Origin of the sequence: Mycolicibacterium peregrinum (assembly GCF_001665625.1) — a bacterium.
GTDB lineage: Bacteria > Actinomycetota > Actinomycetes > Mycobacteriales > Mycobacteriaceae > Mycobacterium > Mycobacterium peregrinum_B.
Genome location: NZ_LZSY01000051.1, coordinates 1 through 18,952 on the forward strand (window position 1 = coordinate 1; position 18,952 = coordinate 18,952).

Genomic DNA, 18,952 nt, shown 5'->3' on the forward strand with positions numbered 1-18,952 from the left:
GGGGTGGGGCGGCCGGCGGAGGTGGCGCGATCGGGTCATGGCCGGGTGGCAGCGGATAGGTCGGATCAGTCGACGTCCCTCCACCGCCGGCTCCCGGTCCGCAGAATGGTGGACTTCCAGGTGGTGCGAACCAGGCTGGCAGCGACTACGGCACCGGCACTGCGGGTGTGTCGGCGATCGACGAGAAGCTGGCGGCCAAGCTCAAGGAGATCTTCGCGGCCAACCAGGCGTCGTATGACCGGGTGATGGCCATCCTCAAGGAGATCGAGGACAAAAAGACCCAGATGGGTCCGGAGGCGTTGAACAACCCGGCCGGCCTGTTGACGTTCCAGAAGTTCCTTGACGAGAAGCTCGCCGAGGTCCAGAAGATCCTCGCCGATGCCCACGTCGATTCCGCCACCCAGGCGCAGATCCTCAAGGAGCTGGGCGACGAGTACCGCACGACCGGTCCCAAAGGTGATGAGCACGACGAGGCCGGCGCCAGCAGCGACGGCGGTTCTGGCGGCAGCGGCGGTGACGGTGGCGGCACGGGTGGTGCAGGTGGCGACCCAGCGGCAGTCGGCGGCGACCCATCGGCGGCCGGCGGTGGCGACTCCTTGGAGGATCCGCTGGCGGGCCTGGGCCCAATGGGAGGCGGGATGATGGATCCGCTGTCAGCGATGGGTCCGGCGCTGGCGGGGCTGAGCTCGTTGCCGCAGATGATGTCAGGCATGGGCGGCGGAGGCCTGCCGATCGGAGATCTCGGCTCCATGCTCGGGTCATTAGGCGGTGGTTTGGCCGGCATGGCCAAGGACGGTTTCACCGACAAACCGGCCGATGAGGCGCCGAAGTCACCTGAGGACGGCTTCAAAGACGAGGAAGGCAAGAAGCCGGAAGAACCCAAGGAGGAGTTCAAGGACGAGAAGCCGCAGCCGACCCCGCCGACCAACCCGGCTGACCCGCTCGCCGGCGACCCGAAGGCCAAGAACGAAACCGCGCCGGAAGCCGCTGCACCGGAAGCCGGCAAGGCAGAGCCCGGGGAGCCTGACCTGACGGTCAAGGCCGGCGACGAAGAGTTCACGGCTCCCGACCCGACCACCAAAGCGGTCATGGAGGACGTGATCAACAAGGGCATGGGCGTGCCCGCTGCCTACTCCGCGCACAACATCCAGCTGCCACCGCCGGGCACCGCGGTGACCGCACCGGTTGATCCGAACATGATGAAGGGCGGGGAACTGGGCTACTTTGAGGCCCAGGAGCCGATACTGGCGCTGGGGAACCGAAAAATCTGGCTGGATGGGCAGGTGCAGCCGATTAGTGCACTCGGCAGCCGTACAGACTTTCTAGGCTGGACACAGGCGCCGGGCGCATCCGCGCGATCCACCGGTGTCGGAGCCGTGTAGGAGAACGCCGATGCAGCCTGAAGCAACGACCACCGAGCACACCTATGTGGAGTCGTCGCGCGACGGAGCGCTGATGGTCGAACTCGACGCCAACGAGGTGCCTCGTGTGCAGATCGAGCCCGAAGTCAACGCCACCTGGACGGCCGAAGAGCTGTCCGAACGCGTCCTGCACTTGTACAAGGTGGCGTTGATGCGGGTGCGGTGCGACTCTCTGGCGGCGATGAACGAGCGCGGCGCCAACATCGCCCCGGGCACAGCCGCCTACCCGATGGCCTCAGAGATCGACGAATACCGACGCCGCAACATCAATTTCTGATACGGCATAACCAGAAAACCGTGGTTACGGTGGGGAAATGCAGCCACTAGGTACAGCAGGAGGAAACCGATGAGCAGATCGTTGAACCTCGATCCCGACGAGTGGAACAACCACGCCTCGTGGTGGGACTCCGAAGCAGACGCCGCCCGTGAGCGATTGCGCGTCGACGACGCCACGCTCACCGAAGCCAAGGGAGCGTTTGGCAAGCTGGGCTCGTCCTCGATCGGACAGGAATACGCCGCAGCACTCAAGGCCCGCAGTGAAGCCGGCGAGCGTTTCGGCGCCTTCGCTTCGGGTGTGGCCTCACACATTCGCCGTGACCTGCAAAGCTACGGCGATACCGAGGACGCCAACACCAAGGCGTTGTCGACCTAGATCGGCACACGATATGGGGAAAAACGTCGACATCGATCCGGACGGGGTGCGCGGTGCCAGCGCGGTTCTGAACGCGGCACCGACCGCCCCGTCCGGCGCGTCGGTCACGCCGCCGGCCGCGGACGCGACCTCGGTGCAGGTCACCAGCCAGCTGGCCACTCTGATGGGCGGCCTGGACATCGACACGACGTCGTCGAACGTTCGGACCACCGACGCGTCGACGCGGCTGAACACCACCGCGGCCACCTACGAAGAGCAGGAGACCGAGTCCTCGCGCAGCCTGGCCTACAGCGACACCGCTGCCTCGACAGGCCCTGTCTCGGTCAACATGCCAACGTTCACCGCCCCCGACGTGCCGGCCCCGCCGGCAGTACCCGCACCGGCCGGCGTCATCCCCACCACCGGACACGAGATCGCCCAACTGATCCACGGCGGCCCGGGCGCCGACAGCCTCGACCAGGCCGCGACCACCCTCGACAACAGGGCGACCGCGCTCGACAACGCGGCCAACACCGTGCAATCGGCACGCACCGACACCACCAACAGCTGGACGTCGACCGCGGCAGACCAGGCCGACACCCACATCTCGAGCCTGCAAACCCGCTACACCGAACACGCCGAACAGGCACGCTCACTGGCCACGCACGCGCGCACGCAGGCAGCGAACTTCCGCCAGGCCAAAGCCACCATCCCTGCACCGGAAGTGTTCAGCAACCTGGAGCGCCGCCTGCACGCGGCCAACGTCGCCAACTCGCAACCGGGCAGCATGGGCCGCTATTCGGCCACCATCACCGACCTGCAATTCAAGCTCGCCGAAGCCAACGAGAAAGCGACCCGGGGATTCGCCGAGTACACCGCGGCCGCCAACACCGGCCCGATGGGCACACTGCAACCACCCGGAAACCAGCCTGGCGGACCTCCTGGGACACCAAACGCGACCCCCGGCGGCACAGACCCCGCCGGCACTGACACAGACACCGCTGACCCACTCTCCGCGGCGGATCCGCTGTCCGATCCCGCGCTCGACGGCGCGACCGATACCGCATCCGAAATGATGCAAACCGTTCTGCCAGCCGTGCTCGGCGGCGTGTCCGGCGCCCTGGGCGGAGTACTAGGCGCAGTGAGCGGCGCAGGCCAGAAACTGCAGGAGGTCGGCAACCAAGCGGTCCAAGGTGTCACGCAGGGCGCCAGCGCATTGACGTCGGCCATGTCAGCCGCGGCACCGGAGCTGGGCGGCGGAGACGAATCCGGCGGCGGTACACCAGATTTCGGCGGATTCGGCGGGGGCGGCGGCGGGGGAATGCCCGGCGACACCGAACCGGCATCGTCACCGGCGGGCCCGCTGACAGCGCCGGCCACCACCGCCAGCACATCGGCACCGATCGCCGCAGCGCCGGCGACGGTGAGCGCATCGTCACCGGCCGGCCCACCGATGGGCGGGGCGCCGATGGGCGGGGGCATGATGCCACCGATGATGGGTGCACCGATGGGCGGCCGCGGCGGCGGCTCCGAAGACGACCGCCGGCTGTATCCGGAGCGCCGGCTACACATCGAGGAGCAGCCGAACACCGAACCGGTCAAAGGCCGCCGCGAGGCACGCAGTGTCAAACAGTCTGAGGGGGAGAAGAAGTGACGCAGCTGTCCGACGACGAGTACGTTGCCCGCGTCGAAGGCGGGATCGCGCACTGGCGCGCCCGCAACCGCGCCTGGATGGATGCGTGCGAGAAGATCGCCCTCGACCAGGCCCATCCCGACGTGACGGTCCGGTTCGACGAGAACGGTGACCTGACGGTGTTCGAGGTCGACGACGACGCCCTGCACAAATACACCAACACCGAGCTCGAACAGATCATGACCGACGCACTCCGCCAGACCCGGGCACAGTTCGCCGAACAGGTCCGCAACCTCTATGCGGAATACCTCTCACCGGGCGATCCACGGTTCAAACCGGACGTGCTCGGCGTCCCCTACGTCGAACTACCCGACTGACTCTGCGCAGCGACCCGCACGGTAGGACGAATCATCCGACTGTTAGTACGATGACTGGTATGCCGAAAGAAAAAGTGTCCGTCACGCTCGACGGCGCAGTGCTGGCAGCCGCAGACAGCGACGCCAAAGCCGCCGGCCTCAATCGATCAGAGCTCATCGAACAAGCACTACGCCACGAGCATCTTCGAATTGCCCTGAAGAACTACACAACTCACACAGTGCCCGCACTCAACATCGACGACTACGCCCAACAGATCTACCAGGCAAACCAAGCCGCCGGCCTGTGATACGACCAGGCGACATCGTGCCGCGCCGCGACACCAAGAACGAAATGTTCGTGATCGTCCTATCCAACCCCATCCACCTGGCCGCCGAAACCGGACGCGTGATCACCTGCCCCTACATTCCGGGTGAAATCCCCAATGCCACAATGGCAATGGTCGTCCCAGTGCGGGATCCGAACGGCGTCGCACTCCCCGAACTCGTCCAATGGCTCCCGACAGCTGCACTCGACCAACCTGTCGGCAACATCGGCCCCACAGCACTACACGCGACAACAACAATGGTGGCCGCTCTCATCTCCTAAAACCCCGGTCTCCACCAACACCAAGGCATTTCGACACTCACACCTCCTCCGGCCCGCGGGCCCGGCGCACCGCATCCTGCAGCTGGGCGGCCTGCACGGCCGCCTCCTCGGTCCGCTTCCGCGCAGCATTGCGCACAGCCTCCAACGCCGCCTCACGCGCCGCGACCCGACCGGCGCCACCACCATCCGGACCATTCGGCGGCGTGAGCTCGCTGACCTGCCGTGCAACCCTGGCCGCCGCCGCGGCGAGTTCCTCGGCCTCGCGCGCTTCGTCGGCGGCCGCCGGCCGATCGTCGAGGTTCTCCGCGCCATGCCAAGCCAGAATCGCGCCCAGCAGACCGATCGGCTTGTACGGCGCGTCCGGGATGCGGCGCCCGGTGATGCCGAGCCAGTCGGTGATCAGCTGGTTGAGATCACCCGCCGTCCAGCCGTGCCGAGCCGGCCCCGCCAGCATCGCAGCCCAAGCGTCCGCCGAGTAGCGTCTCGACCACGGTGGAGCCCCAGGATGGGCCCTCCAGGACCGGGCCAGGGCCGAACCTCCCTTGTCCGGGCACCTGCGGCGCCCCGCGCCGCGACCACGGGCGCCGGCAGGCGTCCGCTTGTGGGTAGTGAATTCTCGTAAAAGCGAGCTTTTACAAGCAAAAAGAGACCCTACGAGGTGGGGTGACAACCTGTGAATAACCGACGCCAACCAGGCCGAATCATGCAGCACCCACACCGATGCCCAGCCTCGGCCACGATCACCAAGCCGCCACGAGGCCAACCGCTCGGTCAGGGTCCGTTGCCGGCCACGCAGGATCTCGGTGGCCACACCCAAAAGCCGCAGCGCCTCGTTGGCCCGCTGCACCTGTCGCACGGAGAAGCCGGTCGCGTCGGCCAGCTGGTCGTTGGTCGGCCGGCAGTTTCGACCGGTGTCGTGGTCGGCGTAGCGGGCCCGCGCCGCGGCGATCGCCAGCAATGCGGGCTTCCTGATGCCACCGTTGCCCATCTGCGGCCGGATCTCGCTGTAGTGCAGGTCGTAGGCGATCGCCACGGTGAAATGCACCCAGCGGGCAGCCTTTCCGGTCCAGCACGGCACGCCTTCGTGGGCGTCCTCGGGCAGCTCCAGGTAGACGAGCTCGCCGTCAAGCCACACATGCCCGCGAGGGACCGGTTTACGAGCAGCGCGATGTCGACGCTGCGAAGTGGGGCGCGGCCGGGTGCGGATCATGCCGCGGCGACGTTTCGTGCGGCTTGTCCCCCGGTAGGGGCGCCGCACATGCTCGACCACACCGGGTGGCCGAGAAGCATGGTGAGACGGTTGCGCGTCCTCTGGACCTTGTCGGAGGTGTGCGCTACCGTGAGATCTGTCCAGCAAGACAGTCCCTTTCACGGGTAGGTGCGCGAGTCGCCTACGAGAAGGACCGAGCCGCCAAACTCGGAACTTCGCACTCGCAACGAACGCAAGCCCTCGGCCCGCCAGCCGGGGGCGTTCGTCATTTGTGGAGTAGTTGTCGCGCGCTATTCAGATGTTCTGGGGCAGCGGGGGATTCACCCGCACCTATGCGCTGATCTGCAACACCTCCTGGTTCAGTTCGCGGGCTAGTTCAGGCATTCCGGCCCAGATTGCGAGGACGTCACTCATGTACTGGGACATGGAGCTGACGCCGGCCTCGATGCGCATTTCTTCCAGTTTTCGGTAAACGCGGTCGACCGGGCGCACTGGAATTTTGTGGCGGTCGCCTTTGTGTGGCTGTGGCATGGGTGTGACCTTGTCATTGCTAAGTGGATGCCGATTCGAGACACGCCGATGACGGGGCGCAATCATCACGAAAGTAACTACAGATCAACGTGATTCGGTACTGACCGTGATCGACGGTCATCGCGATCAGAAGCCGGCGACCACGGCGTCGAACTCTGGATCCGACCGGGGCCCGCAGTATCGCCAGCTCACCCACGCATGATTTGCCTGGCGCACAAAGGCGTCCTCAAGCTGCTTATCGATGCCGGGGCCGGTGACGCGGGTGATGATGCCGGCGACCTCCAGATCGACCAGGAGCGGATGAATCAGGCCGGGTAACGGCGGCACCGCCACCGTATGGACGCGGCCGCGGCATTCGAGGACCGCGCCGTAGCGATGCTCGGCGAAGGCCTGCGCCCACGAACAGCTTGCGTCGACGAGCCGCACCGTGTGCCACGGGATCCCACACCGGGCAGCCAACTGCATCGTCGACAACGGCCGGCCCGCCTCACGCAGCTCTGCGGCCAGCTGGTCACGAGTGGCGATCACAGCCGCACCAACATTCATCCTCATCGTGCGCTACATCCTTTCGAGAACACCTGTCGCCCTCTTTCGCAACGTGTTTCGGCTCGGTGTACCTGATTCCGGCCACACACCGTTGTCGCTTTCCCTGAAACGCAGAAAGCGTCAGCCGCGTGATTGCTCATGCGGCGTTGCCCTCGGGGGACTTCCCGTGGCGGTACCTGCTGCCAGCGATGCTGGTCTTGTGCGGGTTTCCATCGGGCTCGTTTTCCGTCGCCCCGCAACTCGGGGAGGACGTGCCGGTTGCGCTGGTTGCGAGGGCAGCCAGGTTGGCAGCGGCGTTGCGGTCACGATCGAAGATGATTGAGCATGACTCACAGTGGTAAATCCGTTGGGAGAGGCTCAGTTTGGTTTTCACTGCGCCGCAATTGGAGCATGTCTTGGAGCTGGGATAGAAGCGGTCGGCGACGACGAGCGTGCCGCCACGGTCATGGGCCTTGTAGGTGAGTTGGCGGCGCAGCTCGCCCCATCCGGCACCGCTGATGCGCCGGGCGATCCGGTGGTTGGCGAGCATTCCGGTGACGTTGAGATCCTCGATGACGATCGTCTCGAACCGCTCGGCCACGGCGGTGGTGAGTTTGTGCAGACCATCGGCACGGGCATTGGCGATCCGGGCGTGTAGCCGGTTGATCTGGGCCTGGGTGCGGAGCCAGCGTGCTGACGGTGTTGCCCCGGTGCGTTTGTCGCGTCCGCGCCTGCGCGCAGCTTGGCGTTGAAGTCGGCGCAGCTGCTTCTGAGCCTTCTCCAAGTGATCGGGGTTGGCGACCATGCCGTGTTCATCGGAAACGCCGGGGACCGGTGTGGAGAGGACTGCGAGGTGGGTGATGCCGAGATCCACACCAACAACCGCGCGGGCCTGACGGCTGTGGCTCCGTATGTGGGCGGTGGGGAGTTCGACGCTGAATGCGACATGCCAGCGGCCGCGCTCGAAGCTGATGGTGGCCGACCTGATCCGCGCGGTACCCGCCTCAACACGGCGGGCCAGTTTGCGTGTCGACTCGTGAGTCCGGATGACACCGATCTTGGGCAGCCGTATATGACGCCGATCATGCTCGACGAGACCGAGTCCACCGGCCGTAAATCGGCAGGACGGACGGGCGCGTTTGCTCTTGAACCTGGGAAACCGTACCGTTCGGCCGCGGCGTTGGCCCGCGCGTGACGTAGACCAGTTGGATAACGCCGTGGCGAGGTTGGCGATGCCGTTGGCGTAGGCCTCTTTCGAGTTTTCCGGCCACCACGGTGCGACATCCCTCTTGATTTCGTTCCACAGGTTGCGCAGCGAGTAGAAGCTCCAGCTCAATGACGGCGTGAGTTCTTGGTCAGGGATGTCGTAGGTGCGCTCGGCGGCACGTTGGTCGAGGTTGGCTTTCACCACGGAGAGCATGTGGTTGTAGGCGAAACGCGCAGCACCACAGTGGGAGCGCAACAGTTGTTCCTGAGCCGGGGTCGGATCGAGCGCAAACCGATATGCACGCAGCATGGTCGGTGCGGCGTCGATCACAGGCGTTGCCGGTGTGCTCATTGCCGGTATCCCCGTGACCAGGTGGTGACGGCCCAGCGCAGTGAGTCGTCGGACAGCGAGTCTCCGGCGTAGGCGTGGATCTGTGAATCGTCTTCGCGCGCTGCCTGCTTCATGGACTGCCGGTAGAGCCGGTATGCGTAGGCGAGGATGCCTCCGGCCGCGAGAACCGTGATCGCCGGCGGTAGGAGCCACTCGACAAGGAGCGCACTGAGCAGGACCAGGTTGATCTTCCACTTGGTCGCCAAGGAGCCACGCTTCCAGGTGCTGCCTACCTGCTGCACGATCCAGTGTCCGAAGCTCGGGGTCACGATGCGGCCCTGGTCGGCTGGTGGTCGGGTGCTCCGGTGAGTCGACGGATCGCGGTGTCGAACAGGCCAACAGCGCCGGCGTGGTCTGAGTTGTCGTTGTAGTCGGTGAGTGTGGTGTCCGGTGGCAAGGCTTCTCGAAGTGCCCGTTGGAGCCAGGCGAACGGCACGCTCATTTCGTGGTCAATCCAGGCTTGCTTGGTGCAGGCGTAGATGTCGTTACGGCGCGGGTGCCAGTGGTGGTCGGCGATGTCACGGGCCGCCCGGAGCACCTGGATGAGCGGACGTATTTGGGGTCGCCGGTCGGGCACGGCTGCAATGATGTGCGGAGCGGGTGAGGGTGCCGCAGCCTTAGCGGAGCGGGCTGCCGCCGCGGCGGCCTTGGCATCTGCGACGTTTTTCGCCGAGATGGTGCGGGCGGCGTCCAGGCAGACGGCGAGATCCGCGGCCGCACCGGTGACGGTTTGGCGGGGCATGGCGACCGCACCGGCCTTGTCGACGTCGACGATCCAGCCGCGGTACCGCACCCGTGTGACGGCATCACCGTTGAAGCTGCGCACATCAACACCGGTGGCGTCTGCTGATTGGGGTGTATTCATATCGCCTCCAAGACGCCCAACGCATCAGTGACGGTGGACTGCGGCAGGGGAGTGAGAGTCCGCGCGATGGCGTCTACGACGAGGCGCGGCGCATCGTGCAGGAGCATGTGTCCGCCGGCGGCTGCGTGCAGGTGAACCGCCCCGGGAATGCCGGCGACGAGCTCGTGGGCGTGAGAGACCGGGGTGATGGCATCTGTGCCTCCGCTGACCACCACGGTGCGCGCCACGATGGTGGCGAGCTCGTTGTAGCGGTCGTAGGTTCGCAAGCTGGGCAGGAAGCCGGTCGCGGTAGCCAGCGGTGTGCGTTGCACCGCGTCGGCCGCGGTCTCGACGAACGCGGCCCGTTCAGCACCGCCAAGGCCGGCAAGCCGGCTGAATGTTCGGCACGCCGGCCGGATGAGTGACCGTACGGTCTGGTCAGCGCCGCGGTGCGGTGCGTGGTCGACGACGGTGCCGAGCATCCCGACAGCGGGGAAGCCGAGGAGCCGCCCGATGCCGCGCTGCGCGAGGCGACCGGCGGCGGTGGCTACCAGGACGAGACCGACCGGGGTGACGGGCCGCCGCAGTGCCGGAAGCGTGAAGTAGGTGAGCGCGGTCATGCCGCCCATGCTGTGGCCAGCCAGTGTGACGGGCCCGGTGGCATCCAGGACAGTAAGTACCTGGGCGAGGTCGTCGGCGAGCTGCTCGATGCTGTAGGTGCGCAGCGGTGCCTCGGCGGATCGGCCGTGGCCGCGGTAGTCGAAGCTGATGATCCGCACGTCCGGCCGCGCGCGGCGCAGGAGCCTGATCTGGATGCTCCAGCTGATCTGAGAGAGACAGAATCCGTGCAGAAGCACGACGGTGTGCCGGGTCGGTGCAGAGCTCGGGTAATCGCACACTGCCAGCAGGGTTCCGTCCGCGGTGATCACTTGCCGTTCGATCACGGGCGGAATGGCGGCTACGTCAACGGTGCTACCGGTTGTGGCCATGATGTGTCACAACCGGGCTCAGGACGCTGCGGCCAAGGATGCGGGCCGACGGACGCCGGCTTGCGGTGAGTGCTTCGTAAAGTCTTTGGGCTTATCGAGTTTCGGGCCTTTGGTGCGGTTGTAGGTGTTCACGATGACCAGGGCCGCGAGCTTCGGGAGGCTGCCGCGTTCGTATTCGCGCAGCGCGACGGCCTTGGCTTTGAACTGCCGTGGTGAGACGTCAACCATGGCGTCCGCGAGGCGTTCGACGTTGATTGTCTTGCCGTAGTGCCACAGCACCAGTGCTGTTCCGTGTACTAGGGGCGAGTCGAAGGCCTCGACCTCGACACCCCAGACCTCGGTGATCAGGCCGAGCGTCTCACGCAGGAGCGGCTGGCCACCGAGCTTGAAGACTTTCTCGCAGGTGGAGACGCAGCGGACCGAACCGTTGGTCGGAGAATCCTCGACGCGCAGGCCGGCGTCTTCGACGACCGATTCGACTGCGAGGACGGCGGGGTCGCCGGCGCCGCGGCGGGCGTTCCAGCGGTCCCAGCCGGTGAGGCGGGTTCGTTTGGCGTCGATCTCGTAGAACAGGTGCGCCTCATCTCGGGCGTTGAGTCCGGTGTGGATGTTGGCTACCAGTACGGCTTTTGGGTCGCGGAGCTTGGCGGCGGCATAGCGGTGCTGGCCGTCGACGATCGCGTAGCGGGGTTGCTGGTCGGATCCGCGGTCGGAGACCTCGATGACGCCGATCAGTGGCGGTTCCCAGGATTCGGCAAGTCGCCGCGCCCGAGGCAGATCGAGTGGCCGCTGGTAGCTGTGGTCGACGAACAGTTCGGTGACGGCGAGCGCTGCGATGTAGGGCGCGGGACGTGTTATAGCGGTGGTGCTCATGGCGTGGTTTCTCCTTGGCGCGGTTGGTTGACACGCAGGCCGGAGTCACCGGCCACAAACTGGGGGATGGGCTTGCCGAAGAATTCGGCGACAGAGATGACGGCGGTGTTGATTTCGACGCCGGCGAGGCTCAACAGCAGATCGCGTTTGAGCGTGGAAGGTAGCCGATCCCAGCACGTATCGCACGGGTGGCGTGGGTCGGATACGGGCGTTCCGCATCCGCCTGTGCAGGTGTGGTGAAGGGTGGTGTCCACGGCGCTGTCTGCTCTTCAGGCGGCGGTGGAGGTGGCTGATCGGCGACGGCGATGCGCGGTAGCGGCCGGCAGTTCTGGAGCTGGCGCGTGGCCCAACTCGATCGGTCGACGCTGCTCGAACTGGTCGAGGAGTTGGGCGTAGATCTTTTCGAGTGCTGCGGCCTTGTCGCCCGGAAAGACGACGCCGCCCCACACACCATGGGTCGCGCGACTCGCGACTGCGTTGTAGCCGCAGCGGCCGATGAACGGGCACGTCTTGCACATGCGGGCAGCGCGCTCACGACTGCGGTCGTTGGAAAACCACGGATCGTTCCCGGGCCCGGGCTTGGTTACAGTGCACGGCCGAGGCTCCGAGGTCTCGAAAAGCCTCGTGGCAGGCACCTGACCGAAATCATCGGCAAGCCGAGCTGTCGGTGTGTGGCCGGTATCAGCGCTGGTGTTGACGGACATTTTCGGACCCCTCATTCCTTGTTCCCGCCTGCCTGACTTGGGTGTATTCACCGGTCTTGTTCGGGATTTACCGGTACTAACCGGGAACTATAGCAGGATCCACCGGTTTTTGGCGGTACGTGTGGGACGAATCGGGACGGAGCGGTGAGCGAACAGCAGCCAACCTGCGAGAAAGCTCCAAGGAAGCTGCAGTTCAGGTGAGGGATCGACCCAGACGAACCTCGACGCGCCAATCGCCGAACACGGCACGCTGAGGCCAGGTTCTACCGGTTTTTGGGGCCAGGACGCCTGGAAATACCGGATGGTCGGGCATGATGTTGGACATCATGATGTGGGACAAGTTGGCCGTGGCAGTGCGGAACCGCCGCACTGAACTCGGCTTGACCCAGATCGAGGTAGGCGAGCGCGGTGGTCCGGCCGTGGAGACACTCCGCGCGATCGAGAACAACCGCGCCGGCCGATTGAGTCCCCGACTGCGACGAACTCTCGAAAGAGCGATCGAGTGGGAATCCGGCAGCATCGACGCGGTCCTCGAGGGCGGCACCGCGACAAAGGTCGCTGGGGCTCCTCGTCAACACCCAGGGGCCCACGCTGAACGACCCCCACAGACGGGCGGTGACCGATTCGCACTCGCCAAGCGCGTCCTGGCGATGAAGAGCACTTTCAGCAAACATCGCGCTCAAATGGAACGGATTGCGCGCGAGGCCCTTTCAGAGGAGATCACTCGCTCAGCGCGGGAGGCTGAAGAAGGAATTATCGCGCTCATGCCTTGGCTGGATGAGGCTGAGCGTGGTGAAGCGATCAGTTTGTTGGCGGAGTTGAGGGCCGAAGTCTGATCAGCGCCGACTGCCCATACGGCGGTCCGCGATGTTGATCACCTGCGCCAGTGGCATATTGATTGAAGGCGCGGAGTTGACGAGTTCGTCGAGATCCTGGACGTGCGCGTCGAGCTCCGCGAGTACATCCGCGTCACCTTGGTCTGCCTCCGCATCCAATCGGTCGGCGAGTCTCATGAAGTCTTCCTCGATGTGTTCGAGTAGATCGTCGTCGAGCTCGCTATGCGTGCTGCGGTTGTCGCTATCCATGCTTCTGAGGAGACATCGCATTGCGCGGTTGCGCCACCTTGAAAGCGAGTTGACCGACGAGTTTCGGCGTTCTCCAGCGGCCGATGACTGCCCCCTGTTTGCTGTCGCGCATGTCGGTGCCACGGTTGATAATCCAGAGCATGTTGGAGGCATGGTGGCAGGAGCAGGTTGTCAGCGGGGATGCCCCGCCGCTGCCTGCTGTCTACGATCCGGATCTTCCCGAGCGGAGAGGTTCCGAGCCTGAGCAGCGTCAACACCATGCGCTGGTTTCGCCGCGGAACGAGTGGGAGAGCTGGTGGATGTACGCGCGGGGTGCCGCGCGTCGGTTTGCGCAGGGCGTCAGTCCACCTGAGATCGAGGTGTTCGGGCCGGTTCTAGCGGCGGATGAGTTCGGTCTTCTGCAGGCCGATTTGTCGTACAGCCGGTTGTACGCGGCCGGTGATGGGGGCTATCAGAAGACCGGCATGTTGGTGGTGGGACGGCCGGCGGTGATGGTTGGTGCGTTGGCGGTAAGTGCAGCGGTTAACCATCGTCGGAAGGTGGCTGCTCGTCGGGATGCGGAGCAGCGGTGGCGTGATCATCAGCAAATTCAGGTGACGATGACGAACCATCGGCTACTGTGCAACACGTTCGATGCTGGCTTTGAGAGCTACTACTACGGCGGCATCACTGAGTTCTACCCGGATCTCGACGGTTGGCAGCTGACGCTGGCTTTTGATGGGCAGGTCGCGCCGTTGCGCCTTGCGGGCCCTGCGGCTCCCGCGTTGTGTTTATGGACGGCCACGGCGGTGCTGGGTGATCGGTGGAGCAGGGACAGTCGCCTGGCAAAGCTGTTCGCTTGAGAATTTGACGCTGCTTGACTGCTGTGAGCGGCGGAAGTCGGCGGTAGCATCGGCCTATGGCGTCATCCATGCACATGTCAGCTTCGGACACCGTTGGTGGTCTTGCTGCCGCTGCGGCCGCCCGAGGGGACACAGCGCCCGCGGGGCTTCCGGCGTTGCCGGTCGGCACATACGTCGCTCCGTATACCGCGGAGTTGGCGTCGCTCTTGGCGTCGGCGTCGGCCAATCTGACAGCAAAGGTGGCGTTCGGGTCGGTTACATCGGTGGCGAGTGTGACCTCGGTGGAAACGTCCGAGGAACTCAGTGCAGGCGTGCTGACGACGTAACGAGAGAGGCTTCTAGAGGGGGCGAAAATGACGACAACGTCGCCGTGGGCACCGCAGACCGGCGCAGCTCCGGTTCAAGGCGCGGCCGAGCGGCCGCTGCCGCCACCACCTCCTGGCCAGAGCGTTCCACCGCAACGACCGGCAGCACCGACGCCTCGCGTCGAGCGACGCGACCGACGTCCGAGCCTGTGGGTGATCGTGCTGGCCATGGTCATCGTGATGGTCGTCGCTGTGGCCGCCACGGCGGCCATCACCTACGCGATCGCCCGGAACAGCGCCGCAGGCGAACCTCCGCCAGCCTCACCTATCGCGACTCCCAGCGAGCCTCAATTCACCGCAGCCGAGCAAAACGCGGCGAAGGCGGAACTGTGCGGAGCATTCGACAAGACGGCTCGTGGCCAACGAGGCCAGGGGGGCGTTGTAGTGAATGGCGAAGTCAACGTGCCACTCGTCTTGCGGACGGTGAATAGCGTTGTTGCCGTTCAAACAACCCTGACTCCTTCAGTCTCAGATGAGCTATCCCGGGCTGCGCACCGTTATATCGATTCATCGCTCGACCTGACCGCTGCTGCGACCGGAAACGGGAGCGTCGATGACGTTAACCGGCTGACATCAGAATCTAACGATGCAACGTACGCGCTGGCCGATGCCTGCGGGCTTCGCTGATGGCGGCCGTCACTCCGAAGCCTAATCCGTCCGGCGACAGTGTTGTCCCTAAGCCGCATTCGAACGTCGCACAGGAGCAGATGGGCCAGCTACTGAAGCGGTTCGTTGCTGCGAAGCCCCCGAAACCTGACTCTTTCGTGCCGGGTTGCGGGATGTCGGGCGGCGGTGACGTTCAGCTCCAACCAGGTTTGTACACAGCGTCGCTGGTAGGCCCGGACGTTTGGCCGACTGAGTCGGAGACTGAGCTTGCTGCGGCTGCCGGCCGCCTCGCGCAGCTCGCCAGTGATCACACGACTGCATCGGCTGAGGCGAAAAGCCAATCAGATCAGGTCTTTTCGAATAGTTGGACTGCGGGCGAAGGGTCGGAAGCGGCGCAGGCGCATTATTGGAGTGAGCATCAAGCTCACGAGCACCTGATTGACGTTCTCACCACGGGCTCGGCCGGCATGCGTCGACTGGGCGAGGACGTGGGTCGCACCAAGCGGCTCATGCGGGAAGCGCACGACACCGCGCACCGTGAGATCGAGGCTGTCCTGAAGGCGAACAACTTGGTGGTAGGAATCGCGGCCGTCGCACCGATCCTCACGACCTACCGCACTCAGATCAACGCGCACGCAGCCGAACTACGAGGCTTCGTGACAACCGAAACACAAAGCCTCACGAATAAGTTCGGAACTCCAGAGGCTCCGCCGAAGGGTGACGGCGGATTTGGTACCGACCCGTCGAGCGGCGGCGACCATCACCCAAGTAAGCCCGAGTCGCCGGGCGACTACGGCAAGGAGATGAGCAGCGGCGGGGGAAGCGGGCACGGTGCAAATGGCGCCTCGGGCTCTCCTTCTTCGTTCGGCAAAGACCTATCGACTCCAAGCCTTCTGCCAACACAACCAGCTTCGCCGGCGTCTCCCAAGATGCCGTCGTTGCCGTCAGCACCGTCTGCGCCTGGTGGTGGCGCGTCACCGTTGAGTGGTGCGGCCAGTGGAGGGATGGGTCCGATGTCGGGGTTGCTTGGTGGGGCGAATCCGGCTGGTATGGCGGGCAATGTGGGTAGCCCGGCGTCTTCTGTGCAGGGCCAGTCGTCGCAAGCTATGCGGGCTGCGTTTGGTGGTGATTTCGGTCGGGGTTTAGCTGCGGGGGCGAATGCCGCGGGGGCGATGCCGGTTGCGCCGCCGGCTCAGCCTGTTCCTCAGACTCCGGCGTCTCCGTTGGCCGCGCCGATGGGTTCTGCTTCGCCGGCGGCTGCGCCTGCGACGATGAGTGCTCCTGCGGCGCCGGCGGTGTCGTCGGCTCCGGTGGGTGCTGGTGGGCCGATGGGTGTTCCGGCTGCCGGTGGTGGTCCTGGTGCGCAGATGACGTCGTATGGGTCGGTGTTGCCGCCTGCCGCGGGTGGTGGTGCGCCGGCGATGGGTGGTGGTGCGGTGCCGCCTCCGCCGCCAGGTGCGGTTCCTCCGCCTCCTGCGGGTGCTCCTGGCGCGACTGGGCTGCTACCTGTGGGTGGCGGTAGTGGTGGCGGTGGCCGGTTGGGTCGCGATATTTCGATGACGGATTTGGAGAGTGCGCGCAAGGTTGTCGCTGATTTGGCGGCGGCGTCGAGTGTGGTGTATCCGGGTCTGGAGTGGGCTGTGGGTGTGGCCCGGGGTGTTTCTGGTCAGCCTGAGTTGTGGATTGCGACGAACGAGGGCGCTGGTTATGTGCCGGCCGGTGTGTTTGTGCCGAGGTCGATGCCGTTGGCGGCGCGGTTCGATTCGACGTTCGATGCTCGGTGGTTTGGTTGGTTCAATCCGGCTGAGACTGTGTTGAGGGCGATCCTGGCTCGTGGTGATGCGGTGTCGGCGGTGGCGTCGACGTTTATGTCGCGGTCGGATTTGGTTGATGAGAGTGTGGCGGATGTTGCGGTCGGTGTGCCGGCTGCTGGTGGTCCGGATGAGGCTGAGGCGTCGCGGCTGGTGCGGAGTCGGTCGCATCGTTTGGAAACCGTTGCGCCAGGCCTGTATCAGGATTTGACGGGTGGCGATCCGGGTGCGGTGGATGCGTATGTGCGTCATGTGACTCAGCAGGCGGTGTTCAATTGTGGGCCGGAGTTGTCGCGGGCGGCTCAGGCTGTGGCGAGGGCTGTGGTGGCGGGTCGGTGGCCGGCGTCTGGGGAGTGGTCGGCGTTGCGTGATGAGTATTCGTCGGCGCGGTTGATGGCGGGTTCGCAGCGGCCTGGTGTGATCGGTATTGAGGATGCACAGCAGTCGGTGGCGTATCAGCGTGATTTCGCCGAGTGCCGGCGGCTGGAAGTGCTGATCTGTTGGGAGAGTGGAACTCCGGCAGATGTGGTGTATGCGGCGTGGTGTGCTGGTGTGCCTACACCGTCGTTCGCTCCGGTGAACGTGTAGTCGTTTATATCCGCGAGTCGCGGGAGATGGTCATTGGGTATTTCTGGTCGCCGCGGGTGTTGTACACCAGATGGCGAATTCGATCCGGATTTTGGAATCCTTCTTTGATCAGCATTTCGGCCAGTTCGCCAGGCGTGCCACCCTCGTAGCCGTAGGTGATGCCGTGGAGTTCGAGGATGTTGCCGGCGTCGTCGACGAACTTCACCATTTTCTCGCCATCGCCGGATTCGTTTTCGAATGTGAGGACGGCGTGGTTCCAGGCGAGGAACTGGGGGCGTACGCGGTTGTAGAAGCGCCAGGACGCCCAGGTGTCGACGACGGCACCGCGATTGGTCAGCATCACGAGACATATTTTACGGAGGCGATTCGCCAGCAGGGGGTTTCGCGGCGGCGTGGGCGTGTTTCGGATAGCGAGAACAACAAGCCTGCATTGGTATCCGGCCAGGCATAAGTGAGGCCCCGGCGACGAGGGGTTTCGCCGGGGCCTCGGGCGCTGCGGCAAAGGGGACCAGCCGCTGCACCTCCAAAAAGTATGTGGAGGTCCGGCGTTATACAACAGTCAAGGCAAAGCAGTTTGGAAGTGGCTGGCACTATCACAGTCGGGGGAAGGTAGGGGACATGGTGAACAGTGGCAATGAGGGCTCAGAGTCGGCCGGGCCGGGGCTCGGCGGCGAGGCGGATGAGGCGTTGCGGGCATTGGTCGACGCGGTGGCCACCACGTACTTGGGGCAGCTTGCCGACTATCCAGCGGACACGGTGATTGCCGAGCAGCTCTGCGAGCGCGAGGATTTGGTGGACATTGCTGAGCAGACGGGATGTTCGACGGTCGGCGAACTGAGTCAGTACTTGTTGCTGATGGCTGTCCGGCCTGTTGCGGTCTCTGCGTTGGGCGATGATGCGTTGGGCAAGGTGACGGCGATGTTTTCGACCGTCGTTCAGGGTATGGGCGATGGCCACGAATTCACCGGCGCAGCTCGGGCCGCTTACGAGAGCATCGCGATCGCCGGCGCAGAACGCGACCTATCCGGTTCGGCGTAGCTGCTGGATACCTCGCGCGATATCTCATGAGTCTCGCGGTTGCGGGCCTTGGTCTTGGTCCTGATTACCCGTGGGTGGCTTCGCTGAGGGCCTCGGCGATGCTCAGGCGCTGCCGGTGATCGAACCCCTCGGGGACGAGCCATTCGGTGAGCAGAGGGTTAACCTCGGCGCATGCGTCGGTGGCTGCATTCCACCCGTCTGGGTGGTGCAGGGAAGCTGCGGTAGAGCGGACCCAGGGCATTGCGCCGGCGTTGCCTGCGGGGGATGCGGTGTAGAGCAGCGCGGCCAGTGGCCGGCACGCCATGTTGGACCACAGTGCGACGGCGACGCTGCGGGAGCAGGCGTTGTTGAGGAGCTGGGCGGCGGCGTCGAGCGCCTCGGTGGGTGTGACTAAGGCCAGGGTCGGATCTGGCTGCGGTGAGCGGCGGAAGCGGCGCCAGATGCGGTCGACGACTACGTTTTTCATGATTCCCCCCCGGATCTTCGATGAAATGTCGGTCATGCTCATTGACTCAGAGCGCGTCGGGTTATGCGACAGCCATCGGCAAGTGGCTCAGACCAGGTTGTTTTGGGTGTGGTTGGGGGGTTGGTGTGGTGGTTAGTTTTGGTGGGTGAGTGGCGGGTCGGTTGGTGCGTATGTGGCGCAGGTCGATCGTGTGTTGTCTGCTGGGGTGGGGTTGTTTCCGGAGTTTGGTG

26 protein-coding genes are annotated in these 18,952 nt (G+C 64.9%); 13 read left to right on the plus strand and 13 right to left on the minus strand.

All coding sequences use genetic code 11. From position 1 onward, the window contains the following. Positions 1-167 precede the first annotated feature (167 nt). The 7 genes from A5779_RS06760 (at position 168) to A5779_RS06790 (ending at position 4,648) form a co-directional block, all read left to right on the plus strand. The gene (locus tag A5779_RS06760; protein WP_064880200.1) at positions 168-1,382 is read left to right on the plus strand and encodes a DUF4226 domain-containing protein; all 1,215 of its coding nucleotides are present in this window, start codon (positions 168-170) and stop codon (positions 1,380-1,382) included. Between the two features lie 10 nt (positions 1,383-1,392). Continuing rightward, entirely contained in the window at positions 1,393-1,698 is a 306-nt protein-coding gene (locus A5779_RS06765) for a hypothetical protein (protein ID WP_064880202.1), read from the plus strand. A gap of 69 nt (positions 1,699-1,767) precedes the next feature. Further along, positions 1,768-2,073, plus strand: a complete 306-nt coding sequence (locus A5779_RS06770) for a type VII secretion target (protein ID WP_131811592.1) — start codon at positions 1,768-1,770, stop codon at positions 2,071-2,073. Positions 2,074-2,086: 13 nt separating this feature from the next. Next, complete coding sequence (locus tag A5779_RS06775; RefSeq protein WP_064880206.1) at positions 2,087-3,706, plus strand: PPE domain-containing protein; 1,620 nt, start codon at positions 2,087-2,089, stop codon at positions 3,704-3,706. After that, a complete protein-coding gene (locus A5779_RS06780; RefSeq protein WP_082941561.1) occupies positions 3,703-4,062 on the plus strand; it encodes a type I secretion protein TolC in 360 nt (119 codons plus the stop codon). The genes A5779_RS06775 and A5779_RS06780 overlap by 4 nt, the downstream gene beginning before the upstream one ends. Positions 4,063-4,121: 59 nt before the next feature. After that, the gene (locus A5779_RS06785; protein ID WP_064880208.1) at positions 4,122-4,349 is read left to right on the plus strand and encodes a ribbon-helix-helix protein, CopG family; all 228 of its coding nucleotides are present in this window, start codon (positions 4,122-4,124) and stop codon (positions 4,347-4,349) included. Next, the gene (locus A5779_RS06790) at positions 4,346-4,648 is read left to right on the plus strand and encodes a hypothetical protein (protein WP_064880210.1); all 303 of its coding nucleotides are present in this window, start codon (positions 4,346-4,348) and stop codon (positions 4,646-4,648) included. The genes A5779_RS06785 and A5779_RS06790 overlap by 4 nt, the downstream gene beginning before the upstream one ends. A gap of 37 nt (positions 4,649-4,685) precedes the next feature. Here A5779_RS06790 and A5779_RS06795 read toward each other — a convergent pair whose 3' ends face one another. The 10 genes from A5779_RS06795 to A5779_RS34780 form a co-directional block, all read right to left on the minus strand. Further along, on the minus strand, positions 4,686-5,783 hold the full coding sequence (locus A5779_RS06795) for a helix-turn-helix domain-containing protein (protein ID WP_207549038.1): 1,098 nt from the start codon (positions 5,781-5,783) through the stop codon (positions 4,686-4,688). A gap of 405 nt (positions 5,784-6,188) precedes the next feature. Further along, a complete protein-coding gene (locus tag A5779_RS33790) occupies positions 6,189-6,389 on the minus strand; it encodes a hypothetical protein (RefSeq protein WP_064880212.1) in 201 nt (66 codons plus the stop codon). 126 nt (positions 6,390-6,515) lie between these two features. Next, positions 6,516-6,941, minus strand: coding sequence for a hypothetical protein (locus A5779_RS06805; protein ID WP_131811593.1), 426 nt, complete (start codon positions 6,939-6,941; stop codon positions 6,516-6,518). 130 nt (positions 6,942-7,071) lie between these two features. Then, complete coding sequence (gene tnpB, locus A5779_RS06810; protein ID WP_064880217.1) at positions 7,072-8,472, minus strand: IS607 family element RNA-guided endonuclease TnpB; 1,401 nt, start codon at positions 8,470-8,472, stop codon at positions 7,072-7,074. Continuing rightward, positions 8,469-8,780, minus strand: coding sequence for a hypothetical protein (locus tag A5779_RS06815; RefSeq protein WP_064880218.1), 312 nt, complete (start codon positions 8,778-8,780; stop codon positions 8,469-8,471). The genes tnpB and A5779_RS06815 overlap by 4 nt, the downstream gene beginning before the upstream one ends. After that, positions 8,777-9,376 (minus strand): hypothetical protein, encoded by a 600-nt coding sequence (locus tag A5779_RS06820; protein WP_064880220.1) that lies wholly within the window; start codon positions 9,374-9,376, stop codon positions 8,777-8,779. The genes A5779_RS06815 and A5779_RS06820 overlap by 4 nt, the downstream gene beginning before the upstream one ends. Then, a complete protein-coding gene (locus A5779_RS06825; protein ID WP_082941562.1) occupies positions 9,373-10,344 on the minus strand; it encodes an alpha/beta fold hydrolase in 972 nt (323 codons plus the stop codon). Before A5779_RS06825 ends, A5779_RS06820 begins: the two co-directional genes overlap by 4 nt. 18 nt (positions 10,345-10,362) lie before the next feature. Next, complete coding sequence (locus A5779_RS06830; RefSeq protein ID WP_064880224.1) at positions 10,363-11,217, minus strand: DUF6551 family protein; 855 nt, start codon at positions 11,215-11,217, stop codon at positions 10,363-10,365. After that, the gene (locus A5779_RS33980) at positions 11,214-11,351 is read right to left on the minus strand and encodes a hypothetical protein (protein ID WP_165609751.1); all 138 of its coding nucleotides are present in this window, start codon (positions 11,349-11,351) and stop codon (positions 11,214-11,216) included. The genes A5779_RS06830 and A5779_RS33980 overlap by 4 nt, the downstream gene beginning before the upstream one ends. Positions 11,352-11,486: 135 nt before the next feature. Continuing rightward, the gene (locus tag A5779_RS34780) at positions 11,487-11,936 is read right to left on the minus strand and encodes a WhiB family transcriptional regulator (protein WP_330220058.1); all 450 of its coding nucleotides are present in this window, start codon (positions 11,934-11,936) and stop codon (positions 11,487-11,489) included. A 296-nt stretch (positions 11,937-12,232) separates the two neighbouring features. Here A5779_RS34780 and A5779_RS06840 point away from each other — a divergent pair, with 296 nt between their 5' ends. Next, the gene (locus A5779_RS06840; RefSeq protein WP_236734670.1) at positions 12,233-12,757 is read left to right on the plus strand and encodes a helix-turn-helix domain-containing protein; all 525 of its coding nucleotides are present in this window, start codon (positions 12,233-12,235) and stop codon (positions 12,755-12,757) included. On the opposite strand, the gene A5779_RS06845 is transcribed toward A5779_RS06840, so the two are convergent. After that, positions 12,758-13,006, minus strand: coding sequence for a hypothetical protein (locus A5779_RS06845; protein WP_131811594.1), 249 nt, complete (start codon positions 13,004-13,006; stop codon positions 12,758-12,760). 140 nt (positions 13,007-13,146) lie between these two features. On the opposite strand from A5779_RS06845, the gene A5779_RS06850 reads away from it, so the two are divergent. The 4 genes from A5779_RS06850 (at position 13,147) to A5779_RS06870 (ending at position 17,218) form a co-directional block, all read left to right on the plus strand. Further along, the gene (locus A5779_RS06850) at positions 13,147-13,848 is read left to right on the plus strand and encodes a hypothetical protein (RefSeq protein ID WP_236734671.1); all 702 of its coding nucleotides are present in this window, start codon (positions 13,147-13,149) and stop codon (positions 13,846-13,848) included. A 56-nt stretch (positions 13,849-13,904) separates the two neighbouring features. Continuing rightward, positions 13,905-14,174 carry a hypothetical protein gene (locus A5779_RS06855; RefSeq protein WP_064880230.1) on the plus strand — a complete coding sequence of 90 codons (270 nt, stop codon included), beginning with the start codon at positions 13,905-13,907 and terminating at the stop codon, positions 14,172-14,174. 207 nt (positions 14,175-14,381) lie between these two features. Beyond that, on the plus strand, positions 14,382-14,840 hold the full coding sequence (locus tag A5779_RS06860; RefSeq protein ID WP_131811595.1) for an Rv2240c family protein: 459 nt from the start codon (positions 14,382-14,384) through the stop codon (positions 14,838-14,840). Positions 14,841-16,090: 1,250 nt separating this feature from the next. Beyond that, a complete protein-coding gene (locus tag A5779_RS06870; protein WP_236734672.1) occupies positions 16,091-17,218 on the plus strand; it encodes an EspK C-terminal domain-containing protein in 1,128 nt (375 codons plus the stop codon). A 4-nt stretch (positions 17,219-17,222) separates the two neighbouring features. On the opposite strand, the gene A5779_RS06875 is transcribed toward A5779_RS06870, so the two are convergent. Next, positions 17,223-17,561 (minus strand): hypothetical protein, encoded by a 339-nt coding sequence (locus A5779_RS06875; protein ID WP_131811596.1) that lies wholly within the window; start codon positions 17,559-17,561, stop codon positions 17,223-17,225. Between the two features lie 275 nt (positions 17,562-17,836). Here A5779_RS06875 and A5779_RS06880 point away from each other — a divergent pair, with 275 nt between their 5' ends. Beyond that, positions 17,837-18,256 carry a hypothetical protein gene (locus A5779_RS06880; RefSeq protein ID WP_064880241.1) on the plus strand — a complete coding sequence of 140 codons (420 nt, stop codon included), beginning with the start codon at positions 17,837-17,839 and terminating at the stop codon, positions 18,254-18,256. A gap of 64 nt (positions 18,257-18,320) precedes the next feature. Here A5779_RS06880 and A5779_RS06885 read toward each other — a convergent pair whose 3' ends face one another. Beyond that, on the minus strand, positions 18,321-18,722 hold the full coding sequence (locus tag A5779_RS06885; protein ID WP_131811597.1) for a hypothetical protein: 402 nt from the start codon (positions 18,720-18,722) through the stop codon (positions 18,321-18,323). Positions 18,723-18,952: the final 230 nt, after the last annotated feature.